Origin of the sequence: Mangrovibacter phragmitis, from assembly GCF_001655675.1 — a bacterium.
In the GTDB taxonomy this organism is placed as follows: Bacteria; Pseudomonadota; Gammaproteobacteria; order Enterobacterales; family Enterobacteriaceae; genus Mangrovibacter; species Mangrovibacter phragmitis.
The window spans coordinates 61,124-76,219 of record NZ_LYRP01000012.1 but is presented as its reverse complement, the minus strand read 5'-3'; the positions used below and the strand labels follow the sequence as shown (position 1 = coordinate 76,219).

General features: G+C 53.1%; 12 protein-coding genes. 2 read left to right on the top strand and 10 right to left on the bottom strand.

The window, feature by feature from the left end; genetic code table 11:
• Nucleotides 1-139 precede the first annotated feature (139 nt).
• From tssC to A9B99_RS10550, 9 genes are all read right to left on the bottom strand, one after another.
• Nucleotides 140-1,636, bottom strand: a complete 1,497-nt coding sequence (gene tssC / locus A9B99_RS10590; RefSeq protein WP_036113868.1) for a type VI secretion system contractile sheath large subunit — start codon at nucleotides 1,634-1,636, stop codon at nucleotides 140-142.
• A 3-nt stretch (nucleotides 1,637-1,639) separates the two neighbouring features.
• On the bottom strand, nucleotides 1,640-2,164 hold the full coding sequence (tssB, locus tag A9B99_RS10585; RefSeq protein WP_064597300.1) for a type VI secretion system contractile sheath small subunit: 525 nt from the start codon (nucleotides 2,162-2,164) through the stop codon (nucleotides 1,640-1,642).
• Nucleotides 2,165-2,238: 74 nt separating this feature from the next.
• On the bottom strand, nucleotides 2,239-3,267 hold the full coding sequence (gene tssA / locus A9B99_RS10580) for a type VI secretion system protein TssA (RefSeq protein WP_064597298.1): 1,029 nt from the start codon (nucleotides 3,265-3,267) through the stop codon (nucleotides 2,239-2,241).
• Nucleotides 3,268-3,277: 10 nt separating this feature from the next.
• Nucleotides 3,278-3,997, bottom strand: a complete 720-nt coding sequence (tagF, locus tag A9B99_RS10575) for a type VI secretion system-associated protein TagF (RefSeq protein WP_064597296.1) — start codon at nucleotides 3,995-3,997, stop codon at nucleotides 3,278-3,280.
• Between the two features lie 16 nt (nucleotides 3,998-4,013).
• On the bottom strand, nucleotides 4,014-7,643 hold the full coding sequence (tssM, locus tag A9B99_RS10570; RefSeq protein ID WP_064597294.1) for a type VI secretion system membrane subunit TssM: 3,630 nt from the start codon (nucleotides 7,641-7,643) through the stop codon (nucleotides 4,014-4,016).
• Nucleotides 7,644-7,646: 3 nt separating this feature from the next.
• The gene (locus A9B99_RS10565) at nucleotides 7,647-8,885 is read right to left on the bottom strand and encodes a DotU family type VI secretion system protein (protein ID WP_064597292.1); all 1,239 of its coding nucleotides are present in this window, start codon (nucleotides 8,883-8,885) and stop codon (nucleotides 7,647-7,649) included.
• 20 nt (nucleotides 8,886-8,905) lie between these two features.
• Nucleotides 8,906-10,249, bottom strand: coding sequence for a type VI secretion system baseplate subunit TssK (tssK, locus tag A9B99_RS10560; protein ID WP_064597290.1), 1,344 nt, complete (start codon nucleotides 10,247-10,249; stop codon nucleotides 8,906-8,908).
• Between the two features lie 24 nt (nucleotides 10,250-10,273).
• Nucleotides 10,274-10,777, bottom strand: a complete 504-nt coding sequence (gene tssJ / locus A9B99_RS10555) for a type VI secretion system lipoprotein TssJ (protein ID WP_082917870.1) — start codon at nucleotides 10,775-10,777, stop codon at nucleotides 10,274-10,276.
• A gap of 26 nt (nucleotides 10,778-10,803) precedes the next feature.
• Nucleotides 10,804-11,298, bottom strand: a complete 495-nt coding sequence (locus tag A9B99_RS10550; protein ID WP_064597288.1) for a hypothetical protein — start codon at nucleotides 11,296-11,298, stop codon at nucleotides 10,804-10,806.
• A gap of 1,048 nt (nucleotides 11,299-12,346) precedes the next feature.
• Here A9B99_RS10550 and A9B99_RS10545 point away from each other — a divergent pair.
• Together A9B99_RS10545 and emrD are read left to right on the top strand one after the other, a co-directional pair.
• Nucleotides 12,347-12,817 (top strand): GNAT family N-acetyltransferase, encoded by a 471-nt coding sequence (locus tag A9B99_RS10545; protein WP_064597286.1) that lies wholly within the window; start codon nucleotides 12,347-12,349, stop codon nucleotides 12,815-12,817.
• Nucleotides 12,818-12,972: 155 nt separating this feature from the next.
• Nucleotides 12,973-14,160 (top strand): multidrug efflux MFS transporter EmrD, encoded by a 1,188-nt coding sequence (gene emrD, locus A9B99_RS10540; RefSeq protein WP_064597284.1) that lies wholly within the window; start codon nucleotides 12,973-12,975, stop codon nucleotides 14,158-14,160.
• Between the two features lie 2 nt (nucleotides 14,161-14,162).
• On the opposite strand, the gene A9B99_RS10535 is transcribed toward emrD, so the two are convergent.
• Nucleotides 14,163-15,062, bottom strand: coding sequence for a cellulase family glycosylhydrolase (locus tag A9B99_RS10535; protein ID WP_231889177.1), 900 nt, complete (start codon nucleotides 15,060-15,062; stop codon nucleotides 14,163-14,165).
• Between the last annotated feature and the right edge of the window lie 34 nt (nucleotides 15,063-15,096).

The following is a 15,096-nucleotide window of genomic DNA, read 5'->3' as shown; positions in this document are numbered from 1 at the left end:
TAATATGGCAAATGGAAATCAGAGGTGCGTCTACACAGTCCCTGTATCCTCTGCCTTAAGCCTGAACCCCCTGAATAAGGTTCAGACCTGGCGGCCGTGTATTTCGCCAAAAATACACGGCCGAATTTTTACCTGTGCATTACGCATCATTGGTTTTCAGTGATGGCAGTTTGGAAACCAGACGCAGTGAAACAGTCAGGCCTTCCAGTTGGTAATGCGGGCGCAGGAAGAATTTCGCGGCGTAGTAGCCCGGGTTATCTTCAATTTCTTCCACCTGCACTTCTGCCGCGGCCAGCGGTTTGCGGGATTTGGTTTCCTGCGAGGAGTTCGCCGGGTCACCATCCACATAGTTCATCACCCAGCTGTTCAGCCAGCGTTCCATATCGTCGCGTTCGCGGAATGAACCAATTTTGTCGCGCACAATACATTTCAGGTAATGCGCAAAACGGCAGCAGGCGAACAGATACGGCAGGCGGGCGGCCAGACGGGCGTTCGCAGTGGCATCGGCATCGTGGTATTCCGCTGGTTTTTGCAGTGACTGAGCACCAATAAAGGCAGCAAAGTCAGAGTTTTTGCGGTGAACCAGCGGCATAAAACCGTTTTTCGCCAGTTCTGCTTCGCGGCGGTCGCTGATGGCGATTTCAGTGGGGCATTTCATATCCACACCGCCATCATCACTTGGGAAGGTATGGCAAGGCAGGTTTTCTACTGCACCACCAGATTCCACGCCGCGAATAGAAGTACACCAGCCAAATTCTTTAAATGAACGGTTGATGTTGGCCGCCATTGCGTAAGCTGCGTTGCTCCAGGTGTAGCTGTCGTGGTTAGCGCCATCCACCTGTTCTTCGAAATCGAAGCTGTCTACCGGGTTAGTGCGCACACCGTAAGGCAGGCGGGACAGGAAGCGCGGCATTACCAGGCCCAGGTAGCGGGCATCTTCAGATTCACGCAGGCTGCGCCATGCCGCATATTCCGTGTTCTGGAAGATTTTGGTCAGGTCGCGCGGGTTAGCCAGTTCCTGCCAGGATTCCATTTGCATGACGCTCGGCGCAGAGCCGGTAATGAACGGGCAGTGTGCTGCGGCGCCAATGCGCGCCATTTCGCTCAGCAGTTCAACATCCTGCGGGCTGTGGTCGAAGTAGTAATCGCCCACCAGGCAACCAAAAGGTTCGCCACCGAACTGGCCATATTCTTCTTCGTAGATTTTTTTGAACACCGGGCTCTGGTCCCAACCCACGCCTTTGAAGCGTTTCAGGGTACGGCCCAGTTCCTGTTTGGAGACACTCATAAAGCGGATTTTCAGCATCTCGTCGGTTTCGGTGTTGTTCACCAGGTAGCTCAGGCCACGCCAGGCGCTTTCCAGTTTCTGGAATTCGTCGTGGTGAATAATCTGGTTAACCTGTTCGGAAAGTTTTTCATCAATTTCCGCGATCAGCGCCTGAATGGTGCGGTAGGTATCGCTGGAGATGGTGACGGTATTTTCCAGCGCCTGTTGTGCCAGGGTTTTTACCGCGCTTTCTACTGCTTCACGCGCCTGGTCTGTTTTCGGGCGGAATTCTTTGCTCAGCAGCGCGCTGAATTCATCCTGGGTAAACGTCTGAGCGCTGTTTTGCTGTTGTTCAGTTTGGTTACTCATCGATTACTCCTCGCCACCTTTGGCGGTGTCTGCCGCTTTGGGTGCCTGGCTCAGGGATTGCAGTAATGTCGGGTCCTGCAGCACTTTCGCTATCAGGGCTTCCGCGCCATTTTTGCCATCCATGTAGGTCAGCAGGTTGGACAGTTGGGTGCGGGCTTCCAGTAATTTGTTCAGCGGTTCCACTTTGCGGGCAACGGCGTCTGGCAGGAAGTCATCCATGCTGTCGAAGGTCAGTTCGACATTCAGTTTGCCGTCGCCGGTCAGCGTGTTGTCAACCTGGAACGCTACACGCGGTTTCAACGCCTTCATCCGTTCATCAAAATTATCAATATCAATTTCAAGGAACTTACGTTCATCTACCGGGGCTAAAGGCTCGACAGGTTTACCCACCAAATCCGCCATCACGCCCATAACGAAAGGAAGCTGAATTTTGCGCTCCGCACCGTAGATTTCTACGTCGTACTCAATCTGTACGCGGGGTGCGCGGTTACGGGCAATAAATTTCTGCCCACTGTTACTCATTGCCATGGTGTTCTCCATCGAATATGCGCGGTGAAGGTGAGGCGACGGCGCTGTGCCTTCGCCACAAGAGGGTGCGCCAGTTAATCACGGCGCCCGAAAATATTTTCCAGTTGGTGGACACCATCGGGCGCGAGGTCGCGAATGATGTCCATAAAGTTCATTTCAATCAGCCGCTGTACACGTTCAATCAGCAGCGGTGCCGGGTGGCTCGGTTCATACAGCAGGAAATACTGGCGCGCTTTTTCCAGCATCAGTTGTGCATCTTCACGCGTTGCCGGTTGAATGCTGCGCCAGTCCACATTCCGTGCTGCCGCAGCGGGTTGTTGTTCATCAGATTCAGCCACTGTGTTGCCCTCCGCCTGGCTTTCGCCTGTCAGGCCGGGGATCAGGGTGGATAAATCCGTTGCATCGCAGGCCTGAGCCACCGTATTGACTGTTTTCAGCAACACTTCCATTTCCGGCAGTGCGCTTTCGCCCAGTTGTTCGCTGAGCACTTCACGAATAGTGAGCAGGCGTTCACGAATATGCAGCAAGGCTTCAATGCCAGGCTGCCCACCGCGTGCCAGTTCATCTACCAGGCGGGGACGCCCGCCGGGGTAATCCGGGCACTCGGTTTTACTGCCATCCAGTAAACTACAGGCATCGCGTAGCGAAAGTGTGTCGGCTGCGCTGCGCAGTAATGCGGCCTGGCGTACAGCCGTGGTGAGTTCGGAACCATCACCCAGTGCGGCCAGCGCGTTTAAACGGTAAAACGGATCCCGCTCGCCATATTCTTCCAGCAGGGGATACAGTGGCTCCCAGTAGAGCACCAGCGCCTGTTGAATCAGCAGCAGGCCATCAGCATAACCTTGCAGACCCCGTCGCCGGGTCCATGCATGGATAAGCGCCATCATTACCCGCAGGTCTTTACTGCGTTCCAGCAGGCTGGTGGCCAGTTTCTCGACTTTGGTCCAGTCCGCCGGCTCTGCCGGGATAATGGTGTCGCCAAACTGTTGCTCTGCTTTCCCCTGGCTTGCCTGTTCCATTGCCTGGAAATCGGCATCGTACTCCAGGTTATCGCCACAAGGTTTGTCGGCGCTGACCGGGGCCAGAAACGCGTCTATGTTCATGAATTACCTGTCAGTCAAACATGGGAGGATACAACCCGTGGCGGCCAGGTTGAGCACCACCTGCGGGGTCAAACAGCATGGAGAATAACTGGCTGGTGAAGTTGCCACTGTGTACATGGGTGTATAGCGGGTAGCCATCACAGCGGTTTGTCCACCAAAAGCTGGTTTGCCGTTGTGGTTCAAAACATTCCGCCGCCTGGCGCCAGCTCAGTGCTGCGGGTGCATCGTCATAACCAATGACATCCAGAATGTCTGACTGGGCATCCCCTTCCGGCACCACTGGCGACGGAATGCTTAAGAGAGCCTGGTCAAGTTGCTCACCGGCGAAACCGTTTCTGACAGCGGTCATCAGGGTGCGGCCCAGCTGTTGGTACCAGGGTTCCGCCAGTGCCAGGCACTGGGGCGACCATTCAGCCGGGCTGAATGCGCTCAGGGCGCATACCGGATACTGCCGCCCGACACTGTCTCGCCCGGGAAGCAGGCAACCGAGCTGGATAACCTGGCTGCCCAGCATGGGCGGTACCGCAAAATTCCACACTGGCGCTTTATGGAATTCGCGTTTTGCGCCGTGGAGCGGATCATTCTGGTTTTGCTGGTTTTGCCAGTTATGCAGGCCGACCTGGAACCAGTGCGACCACTGGCGTTGCAGCGCATCGGGAAAGCGGCGCTGCAAAAAGTCACCGGTGCTGGGCAATTTCCCAAACCAGCACGGTACAGGGTAGTTGCTCATTCAACATTCCTTGCGGTTAAGGGCATGAAAAGCCAGAAAGCTGGAACGGGTTACGAATGCTGTTGGGGGTGAACTCAAGCGTCACGCTGTGCCCGTCAACAGTAAAGGTTGCCTGGCGGCTCAGGCTGTTGCTGCCAGGAGACTGTTTCGCCCGGTCAAAGAACCGGTTAAGCGCCCACGGGCCGCTGCTTACCAGCGTGGATGTCGTGCCATTGGCGAGCCCCAGTTGCATCCGCACCTGGTTGGTGCCGCCGGTACCTGGCCAGCTCACCAGTTTTACCGCCTGCGGCCCATGGCTGTAACGCAGCAGTTGCCCGTCTACATCCAGCGAAAGTGTCAAAATATCGTTATCCATACGAATGGTGCGTATCGTCACTTTGTAACCCGGTGTGGTTGCACCATTTGAGAAGAAGGCATCGCGAATGTATTGCGCCTGTTGGAAAGGCCGCAGAATAGCTTCACCGCCTGGCAGGGTTTTGCCATCAATGCCTGGGGTAAACCGCCAGCGCGCCTGAGTGGTATCGACCCGGTTTGTCAGGTTGTCACGGAAGAAGGCATCCATTAAGCCCGTTCCCGGCGCAAACATGCGCGCCAGATCATCCGGAGTGACATCTGCGTGAGCACTGCGCACTAATGGGTAACGCCCGGCAATAGCCTGGCGGCAGAAACTGCCAATTTCCACATTCAGGCGTTTGCGAATATTGTCCATATCGCGGCGCTGGGTATCTGAGCTTGCGCCCACCGCCATGCTGGTAAACATATTGTTGAGGCCACCAGGTAAGCGCCCTGCGCTGGCCTGCAGGCGGCTGATGGCATCGCCACCAGGTGCGGGCATGCCGCTATTTGCAGCGTCCTGCACTGCGGTCAGGTAACGGTACAGGTCATCAATTTGTTTGAGGAAATCATCAAACACGATGGCTTTGCCGCCTTTTTCCAGTGGCTGAGCCAGTTCGATGATTGGCGCGTAATGATCGGTAACTTGTTGTTCCGGTGTTTGTGCTGCGGCAATAGCACCATTGCTGGTTGCGCCAAATAAATTGGTCAATGCGCTGCTGTTGTCATCCGCGGCGGCTTTTTTATCTTCTGGCGCATTATTACTGGCCCGGGAAAGCGTGAGCACTTTACTCAGGTTCATGACTAACTGGCGTAACGGTGAATTGTTGCTGGATAACACGCGGGCCGTATTAATGCGGTGAGTCAGGTCTGCGCTGTTATTCAGCTGGATATCCGCCAGGTAGTTATCCCAGGCAGCCATAAAATCACGCGCATAAAGCTGGCGCACAGCTTCATTAATGGCTTTTGGGTCTTCTTTTTGTGGCGCACCAAGCACCCAGGCATCGTCTTCGTGTAACGAGGCAGTCACACTGGCGATTTGTTTCTCAAAGTGATTCCAGTAACCATCCGGCGTATACAGGCCTGGTACACCTTCGGTGATTGGCTTGCCTGTTTTGCGTGAGAACACCAGTTCACTTTGTGGCCCGCCCAGCGTTGCCAGCGAAACGGGCTGGAGAGAATCATCGTGCTCCAGCAAGCGTTTCAGGCGGCCATAAACCCTGACAGACAGCGGGTTTTGGTTAATCAATTGCTGTTCGCGCTGGATAAGTTCGTCATCTTTGGCGTAAGGCGAAGACTGAATCTGGTTTTCCAGCAGTTGGGTCAGGTGCCACTCCATTTGATGCAGTTCATTCTGCGTAACATTGCGCGGCAAATTACGTGACAGGTTGAACATCACCCAGGCATGGAGGAATTTGCCATCGTAATGCTTCGGTTGGTACAGCATCTGGTAGGCTTTCAGCGCTTCATAGCTGTATTCCACATCGCTGCCGTTGTCGTTACGTAGCCAGGTGGTAATCCGCTGTGCGACGGCTGGCAATACCATTTCCTGTAACGCTTTTTGGTATAACGACTGGGTGGCATCGCTGACTTCGTTACCGCGATACAAGCCCATTCGCCAGGTTATCCCCGGAGAGTTAATATCCACAGCATCGCTTTTGGGCAGATTTTGCAGGCTGTTAAGGAATGGCAGGAGATCGAACAAATCACTGTTGTCGTTAGTCTGTAATGCTTTACTCTGCGCCTGAACACCCGGCACTTTCGCCTGCACTTCAGCTAAATAGCCTTTGTTGTTGCCGTAGCTGGTAAGCCATAAACCTGCCAGCACCACCAACACCGCTGCCAGTGCAGCATAGCCCGACCAGATAACCGCCCGGTTACGAATAGCCCACCAGCGGTTTTGCCCGGCAATTCCGGCTTCCTGGAAAATCACCCGTTGCAGCAGGTTTTTAATAAAGTAACTCTGGCCTTTGTTGCCAGGTATTGGCGCTTCTTTGCTGACACTGTCCCAGGCATCATTGGTTTGTTTCTTGTTGTCGCCGCCGTTATCCTGCGGTAAGTTCAGGGCGCGCGCCAGGTCGCCCATTACGCGGTCGAAAGGCAGGCCTTCCTGGGTACCACTGGCAAAGTAGATGCCGCGTGGAGAGAATTCGGTTTCAAAGTTAGAGCGGGCAAAAACAGTGCTGAGGTAATCGGCCAGCAAGGGGCGCAGTGCGGCAAATTCCTGTGGGAACAGGTAGCTTTCCGCACGGGTTTGCGGGTCGCTTTCCTGTAACATGATATCGGGTAGCCCGGCATCCAGGCGTTGTTGCAATAACGCATATTCCTGAGTAAACGCGCCCATCAGGTCGAAACTGGCGAGGCTGGATTGCGACCAGGGGAAGGTAAAGCCCCAGATTTGTTCACGCTGGGCTTTATCCAGCCCGGCAAAATACGCGCTGAACCCTTTAAGCAAATCGGCTTTGGTGACCATCACATACACCGGGAAGCGAATACCCAGTTGCTCATGAAGCTCTGCCAGGCGCTGACGCAGATTGGTTGCCTGCTGTTGCATTGCTTCCGGCGACAGTGTCAGCAAGTCGGAAATGCTGATAGTCATGATGACGCCGTTGATGGGCTGGCGGCCACGGTATTTACGTAACAGCCCCATAAAACGCTGCCACTCGCTGGCATCCAGCGCTTGCTGGCTTTCATGGGTTGAATAGCGCCCGGCGGTATCCAGCAGGACGGCTTCGTTGGTAAACCACCAGTCACAGTTACGGGTGCCGCCTATGCCGCGCAGCGCCGTTTTCCCGAATTTGTCCGCCAGTGGAAATTGCAGACCGGAGTTAATCAGCGCTGTGGTTTTCCCGGCACCCGGTGCGCCAATCATGACATACCAGGGCAGTTGGTACAGGTACTGCTGGCTGAAACGCTGTAACCACGGGTGGCCGTGCTGGCTGCGGCTGAAATGCGCTTTTTTCAGGAACTGTGAAGCATCGTTAAAACGCTCTGCCAGAACCTGTTCTTCGTTGGTCAGGCGCTGGCGGTTTTCCGGTGCTGTTGTATCTTCACCTGCCGCATTCTTGTTGATGTTCTCCATCATCTTGCGGTTAAGCCAGGCATTATAAATCCGCGGAATGATATGGCTGTGGATCCACACAAGATAGATAAGACCAATGCTGATAACCCGGTTTTGTACCGATTCCAGCGGGCGGGTATCCACAATGGAGAACAGGGGACCAATCATCCAGATAACCGCTGCAAATGCAGTGACCCCAACAAACCCCCATAAAATGCGGTTTGTAAGTATGGAAAGGAGAACTCTCAACATCCTTTAGTTTCCTTGCGCAAGGCCGTTCAGCTCAGCCTGAGTATTTTCCGGCGAGACAAGTAAAGTGATTTCAACCCGGCGGTTACGGGCGCGGTTTTCTGCTGTGTTATTAGGCGCCACCGGGTTGGTGTCGCCACGCCCTTCCGCTTTCACCCGTTCCGGGCGGGAAAGCTGTTTTTCCAGCATGTCCGTGACTGACTGGGCACGGGCAAGAGACAGTTCGTAGTTCGAGGCAAAACGCGCACTGCGAATGGGTACGTTATCGGTGTAACCAACAACCAGGATTTTACCGCTGACGCTGTCCATCGCTTTTGCCACCCGGTCAATCACCGGTTTGTAGCGGTCGCGGACAACGGTTGAAGCGGAAGCAAACAAACCATCACCTTTGAGGATAACCACGCTACGGTCTGATTCATCGCGCACTGCAACCAGGCCAGCTTTGATTTCCGGGCTAAGGAATGCCCGCAGGTTAAGGACAGGCGGGTGGCGCGGTGCCGGATTTTTAATGGTGACATCGGGCAAGGTGGTTTGATACACCGCCGCAAGCACCGGGCTGGTGTAATCGCCGAGACGCCAGTTCAGGCCGATATAAAACAGGCAGGCAATAAACCCGGCAAGGGCGGTGCAGGCCCATAATGGCACAACCGGGCGCCACAATTTGCGCATCACCGGCTGGTCTTCCGGGTGGACAGAAAGCGCTGGTGCATACTGGCCACGCACACCGCGGATCATCTGCCATAAACGTTGTTTAATAGTTTCCAGTTGCGTGCGCCCGTTATCCAGTACGCGGTAGCGCCCTTCGAACCCAAGCAACAGGCAGGTGTTGATCATTTCCAGTAAGTTGATGTGCTCACGCGGGTTTTGTGAAAGCCGTGCCAGTAACTGGAAGAACTTCTCACCACCCCAGGTTTCATTATGGAAGGTGACCAGCAAACCGCTGCCCGCCCAGACACTGCGGCTACCCCAGGGCGTGAGCGAGGCGGCTTCATCCAGTGCGGTGCACAAGCAATAGCGCGCACCGACAATCACTTCATATGCCAGGCCTGATTGCTGGCAACGGACTTCGAAGCGGCGCATTTCGTCTATCAGACGTTGGCGTAATCCTGCCGGGTCGTTGTGTGAAACAGAGTGGCGAATTTGAACAATGGCATTCAGTAAAGGATTAGCTGCCGCCACCAGCGGATTAGCGCTGCTGGCGCCTGCAAACATGGCATCACCGCCTGTGGCTTGAGATTCCTGCATAATTAGCGCGTATCCTTGAATTATTCTGCGTGGCTACGAATAGCCCAAAATTCCATATCCAGCCCGGGGAATTCACCGGCCAGATGCAGCGCAAATGCGCCTGATTTTTCCATCTCTTTCCATAACTCCCCGCCTTTTTCCAGTTGGAAGTAGCTGTAACCAGCGTGCCAGGGGATTTGTGGTGGAGCAACGGGCATGGCACGCAACACCATGCCTGGTAACTGGAGCTGTACCAGATCGCGAATTTTGGTAACCGGCGCGATTTTCATTTGTGCGGGGAAATGGGTTTGCAAGGCATCGCCGGGAACATTGGCCCGCACTGCCAGCACAAAACCAAATTCTTTCACCATGCTGGTTTCCGGCACGGTGGCAACATTCAGGCCATGAGAGCGCTCATTAAGTGGCAACTGAATCGCGCTTTCTTCCATAACCTGCGACAGCCCCTGGCGTAACAGCAGAATCAGTTTGCTAAAGCACCATGCCAGGTCGTCATGGTCATAAACCGGCAGGCCGGCGGCAGGGGCACGTTGTGGCATCCAGGAGGCAAGTTCAGTCGCGAAACCAATCCACTCACGCCACAATTGCTCCGGGTGGAGTAATGGCAGGCTGCGCAGGTGTTCAGATAACCCAAGGTGGCGGTTCACTAACGCCAGCAGGCTGAACTCAATCATTTCTGAGGTATTAAACCGGCCAGGTTTACTCAGGCGCTGGCCGATTTGCTGGCTGCGTTGTGCCAGCAGGCCGTGCATATCTGTCAGGTAAGCAAACAAGTGCTCATTGTTAATGGCATTGAGCATTGGGGGAATGTAGCTGTTTTCCAGGCGGACCTGGTTGTCATTGCGCTTTTCGATAACCTGCGCCACACCAACCGCTGTCCATTCCGCTGTCAGGTCACTTTCCAGCATCAGGCGCAGGCGTAATTTGCCAAACTGGACTGTGGCGCTGCCCACAGCCATGTCATTGTCATCGTCAACATCGGCTTCCCAGGCAATGTAACGCGCCAGAGAGTCAGATGCTTCATTGAAAATCACCGCTTCCCGGCCTGAACGGCTCACAGGTAAAGCCAGAACGACACGGGCGTTATTCACGTTATCGCCAATAGCCAGCGGAGCCGGGCCATCTTCCGCCCGGGTAAAAGAAAAGGGCGTACCGTCGGGCAACAGGCCTGTTGCGCTGCTCAGCGCCACACAGCCCTGGCGCAGTAAAGCTTCGTCAAATTCAATGTGCTGAAAACCCCACATGTACGGACGGGTTTGCATACCCCAGTCGCGTAACTGACTTTTCAGGTAGCTTTCCGCACGTTGAAAATGATGGGGACGCAGGAACATACCTTCTGTCCACACGACCTTTTCTGCTTTGTTCATACTGCTTTCCTGTTGTAATACGGGTTATTCGTTAACAACGCGTATGCCATTGATATCCAGGAACAGGTGCGCCTCAAGGGTGTCTGACGACCATTTCCAGAACTTGTAGAAGCTGTCTTCGCTGGGCGCGGGTAACGGCAAGGAGACACGCCATTTTTTACCGTCAAGGGACTGGTATTCCGCCATGATGCCGATAAAACGGGCATCCGGAGTGCTCTGGCCTGTCAGCTGTTTATTCTGCTGGCCTGGCATCAGGAAGAACTGATCGCTGTTAAGCAGATTGGCCCCCAGAACGCCCTGAGGATTGTTTTGTAATGAATAAAAGTCAGCTGACATAAAGTCAGCATCTGATTTGAGCAAAAAAACCCGGATTTTAAGCGGTGCAGACTGGTTTATCTGCGGGTGCGCCATAAACACCAGGTTGTATTTGGCAGGCACAGTGCGCGATGAAGAAACACAACCTGATAACAGTGCCAGCGCCACCATGAAAAACGCCAGGAGTCCCTGGCGCATCAGACGAGTTTTCATCATAAGGATTCACACATGAAAGCGGGTTACTGAATAATCCAGGTTCCGCTGTTGGTGTTTTTGCATGCCTGGCTGTTGCTATCAACAGACACACAGTTGGCTTTCTTCGCTGCACGGCGTTTACGCGGGCGATCTTTACGCAAGGTAGATTCGTACAAATCGCTTTTCACGACGGCACGCAGAGGAACATAGCCAATCAGCTCATCTTTACCTTGTTCAGCAACAGCCATCCAGTAATCCTGAACACGCCCGAGGACCTGATAAGTGCCACCGTTATCCAGATAGCGCACGACGTTACCGCCAAAATCAGGGCGGCTCATTACAGAGGCTTTGTACAGCGCACGGTACTCTTCATTAATCGGGTGGAATTCTGTCGGTGGCGTAATCGCATGACGGTAAGTCAGTTTCACACCATCAACAGTGCTGCTGACGATAGTGTCATCATTCACAGCCGGTGGATGCTTCACACAACCAGACACACCGAACACAAATAACAGAGCAAGGACGATTCGTAATTTCATCGTATTCTTCCATTGAAAGAGGGAGTGACAAAAGTTTGATGCCGTACCCGGGGCGTTGTATGCACAGGCATGGACGATAGTGATTGCCTTCACCGTCGCGCATAACGGCAAACCAACCATAAAAAACTTCATACAGATTGCGGGACATCACCACGAGCAACCCTACTAAAGGTCTCTCTGCCAGTAAGCAATCTGAAGGTATAACGCGTATAAGATTAATCGACCAGCGTATCTGGCACTATACCTTTGCAACATTATTACACAGTGCTGTGATGCCCTGGGGTGAAATAATCAACTGACGAAATAATCTGCACTCACAAGCGTAAAGGCAAAGCTACCGCACGAACCTTACTCAATAAGGACCGGGCACAGCATTATTTTTTATTTTCACTGCCACAAAGGCAACACAACAACCAGATGGATATATTCATCCCACCGGTTTTAGCATGGATATATTTTACTTAAGGAGCCAAAATCCCTTGTATGTAATTACAAACTGAGGCGCTGTTTGCTGGAGGCACTGCTGTGTGCTCTACATATGTCCACAAGGGAATTTTGACACGCTTATGCATCAGAAAAGTTATGCAACATACTGATATTTAATATCTATAAGTATGAAGTACATTTACATGTACAAAAAACACACATAAAAGAGTGTATAATCTGGTATTAATTTTATAGGTCATACCATATTTTATCATGCCTACAAAAATAACCAGGAATAGTCCTAATAGTACGAAGGAATGAGGCCCCACAAGCCCATACCTACAATATTTGGTAGGCTTTTTTAGTAACTTTTCTACTATGATAGAAATATTGCGGATATATTTCGCATGCGTTTTATCCGAATATATCTTTCTTGTTGAAAGGTAAAATGAAATTAATAATGTTCGGATAACAGGGTTGACCTGCAGAACATCTCTTACGTGATACAAATCACGTTTACCTGTCAGACAGTCTTGCCTGGCTGGAATATGTACGCAATTCAGACAATCCGCATGCACGGTATTCCAGCCAATACCACCACATAAAGGCCTGAACGACAGTGATGCTAAAGATGATTTCCCCTGTTACCCTGCCGCTACGAGGTTTTGCCGAACTCTGTGCAACCAGTCAGGCAGAAGGCTTTGCCATGCTCACGCGTCTTGAACAACACTGGCAGGACGGGAGTAACCGTTTTAATAAAACAGGTGAAATTCTGCTGGCCGCCTGGTCAGGCGATGAGCTGGCAGGTATTGGCGGCCTCAACCAGTGCCCGTTCGACACGCACCCACAGGCTGCGCGATTACGCCATCTTTATATCAGCCCGGCGTTTCGCCGCCAGAAAATGGGCTTTGCTCTGGTCAATGCGCTGGAAGCCCACGCCAGGCTCGCCGGATTTCACCACCTCAATACCCACGCACCAGAAACGGCTTTTGCTTTTTACCAGCAGCTGGGGTTTATTCCCGTAGCCGGGCAGGAACGGCTGACGCACCAGAAATACCTCTATCCAGCCGCACACCGCAACTGGCAACAATAGTTGCCAGTATCTGTTTTCAGCCAAATACGCCGGAATGTTAAGAATTATCGGGGCCGGATAGAGGCATGAATATTTTCATGGTAGATTCCTCGGCAAATTAAGAATCACGCAGAATCATAACCTGCATTAACAGAATAATTATCTAATCAATCTCCATGAAAACGCTTACGCATAAACCGCAGTTAATACTGCTTATTTTGCTGACAGGTGTCGGCCAGATGGCGCAAACTATTTATATTCCGGCAATGAGTAGTATGGCGGCCAGTTTCCAGGTTCGGGAGGGCGCAATTCAAAGCGTCATGGCCGCATATCTGCTGACCTACGGCCTTTCTCAACTATTTTATGGCCCAATATCAGACCGGACAGGGCGCCGCCCGGTTATTCTGGTGGGAATGAGCGTGTTTATGCTGGCAACGCTCCTTGCGGCAACAACACCACACTTTTTTGTTCTGGTGCTGGCGAGCGGTTTACAGGGAATGGGTACCGGCGTGGCAGGTGTGATGGCCCGAACCATGCCGCGGGATTTATATGAGGGGTTGTCGTTACGTAAAGCCAACAGCCTGTTAAATATGGGTATTCTGGTTAGCCCGTTATTAGCACCTTTACTGGGTGGTGTGCTTAATACTTTTGCCGGGTGGCGAGCCTGTTTTCTTTTCCTGTTGCTATTGTGCCTGGCGGTAACGCTGTGTATTGCGCGTTTTATGCCAGAAACCCGCCCTCTGGCGGCTCACCCCACTTCACTGCTGCGTAATTATCGGACCTTATTCAGCCAGCGCGCATTTTGTTGTTATCTGCTGATGCTGGTCGGTGGCCTGGCCGGTATTGCTGTATTTGAAGCCTGTGCAGGCGTGTTGATGGGTGCCGTACTTGGGCTGAACAGTGTTACCGTGAGTATTCTGTTTATTCTGCCCATTCCCGCTGCCTTTTTTGGCGCCTGGTATGCAGGGCGGGCAGGAAAGCGGTTTGCCACGTTGATGTGGCAGGCTGTGCTCAGTTGCCTGGGAGCAGGCTTGCTGATGTGGATCCCCGGTTGGGCAGGCGTCATGAATATCTGGACACTGCTGGTGCCTGCCGCGCTGTTCTTCTTCGGCGCAGGAATGGTTTTCCCGTTAGCAACCAGTGGTGCCATGGAGCCTTTTCCGTTTTTAGCGGGTACTGCCGGTGCGCTGGTAGGCGGGTTACAAAATATGGGTGCGGGGTCGATGGCCTGGCTCTCTGCGCTGTTACCGCAAACCAGCCAGAGCAGTGCAGGCATGTTAATGACTGCGATGGGCCTGGTGATGCTGGGTTGCTGGTTACCCCTGGCGTTACGCCAGCAACATCACCACCAGCAACCAGTTTAAGTTCAGTGGTGGTGCGCTTTGGTTTTCCCGGGTGTTTTCGCTTCAGCGGGCGGGCAATCGGGTTTTATCATCGCCTGGAGTAATGCGGCAGTAGCTGGCCGCCATGCGCCTTCTTCCCCATCGTAAAACAGGTTATCAATATTGAGTGCATAGGGAATGTGTGCCTGCTGAAGCCCACATGCCATAAAGGTCGCGAAGGCAATTTGGGAAGGCTGAACCGGGTTTTTCAACGTTGCTCCTGCCGACCAGCCGCCAACCCAGGAGACATGCCCGGTTTTTTGCTGCCAGCGCAGCGCAACGTTAATACGATTACGAATTGCGTTTTTTTCCGCTACCGTTCCGGTCGTCCAGGGGTATTTATTACCTACTTTGACTGGCCCCCAGGGGAAAATATGCCATTCAGCCAGCACATGGCCGTTACTTTGGGATGGCCACTTGAGGTTAACCAGGTCTTCCGGCGTGGCGCGCTGGCGGGGCGCAATAAACACCATGCGCTGCGGGTCTGTATGGTGGATATCCCGCACCACTTTTTCATAAAGACGATTCAGCGCCTGCTGGTCATGATTCAGTTTTTCACCAGGCTCGTAGATGATATCGAACCCCAGTTCAGGGTGTGTACTGGCAAAATAACGGCTGACTGTATCCCACCAGGCAACCACTTTGGCTTCATTCGTTTTGGTGGGATCGCTTTTAAACTCATCGGCCTGGTAAGAAATAATGGGTATCACGCCATATTGTTCGCAGGCTTCAACAATTTTTCGCAGATGAAGCAGGTGTTGTTCGGTTGCGTCATCTGCCACCCGTATACGCACATGCCCCAACCCGCGCTGCTGGTAGTCGCGCACCACCAGTGGGTCAAACTCACGAATGCCTCGTTCAGTTCTCGCCCAGTCAACATCCATACCCGTACCCAATGCCGCCGCATATTGCCGGGCA

What these genes read in the sequence shown, in the direction of transcription:
- tssC (WP_036113868.1), bottom strand. Translation starts at nt 1,636, where the DNA reads ATGAGTAACCAAACTGAACAACAGCAAAACAGCGCTCAGACGTTTACC.
- tssB (WP_064597300.1), bottom strand. Translation starts at nt 2,164, where the DNA reads ATGGCAATGAGTAACAGTGGGCAGAAATTTATTGCCCGTAACCGCGCA.
- tssA (WP_064597298.1), bottom strand. Translation starts at nt 3,267, where the DNA reads ATGAACATAGACGCGTTTCTGGCCCCGGTCAGCGCCGACAAACCTTGT.
- tagF (WP_064597296.1), bottom strand. Translation starts at nt 3,997, where the DNA reads ATGAGCAACTACCCTGTACCGTGCTGGTTTGGGAAATTGCCCAGCACC.
- tssM (WP_064597294.1), bottom strand. Translation starts at nt 7,643, where the DNA reads ATGTTGAGAGTTCTCCTTTCCATACTTACAAACCGCATTTTATGGGGG.
- A9B99_RS10565 (WP_064597292.1), bottom strand. Translation starts at nt 8,885, where the DNA reads ATGCAGGAATCTCAAGCCACAGGCGGTGATGCCATGTTTGCAGGCGCC.
- tssK (WP_064597290.1), bottom strand. Translation starts at nt 10,249, where the DNA reads ATGAACAAAGCAGAAAAGGTCGTGTGGACAGAAGGTATGTTCCTGCGT.
- tssJ (WP_082917870.1), bottom strand. Translation starts at nt 10,777, where the DNA reads ATGAAAACTCGTCTGATGCGCCAGGGACTCCTGGCGTTTTTCATGGTG.
- A9B99_RS10550 (WP_064597288.1), bottom strand. Translation starts at nt 11,298, where the DNA reads ATGAAATTACGAATCGTCCTTGCTCTGTTATTTGTGTTCGGTGTGTCT.
- A9B99_RS10545 (WP_064597286.1), top strand. Translation starts at nt 12,347, where the DNA reads ATGCTAAAGATGATTTCCCCTGTTACCCTGCCGCTACGAGGTTTTGCC.
- emrD (WP_064597284.1), top strand. Translation starts at nt 12,973, where the DNA reads ATGAAAACGCTTACGCATAAACCGCAGTTAATACTGCTTATTTTGCTG.
- A9B99_RS10535 (WP_231889177.1), bottom strand. Translation starts at nt 15,062, where the DNA reads ATGGATGTTGACTGGGCGAGAACTGAACGAGGCATTCGTGAGTTTGAC.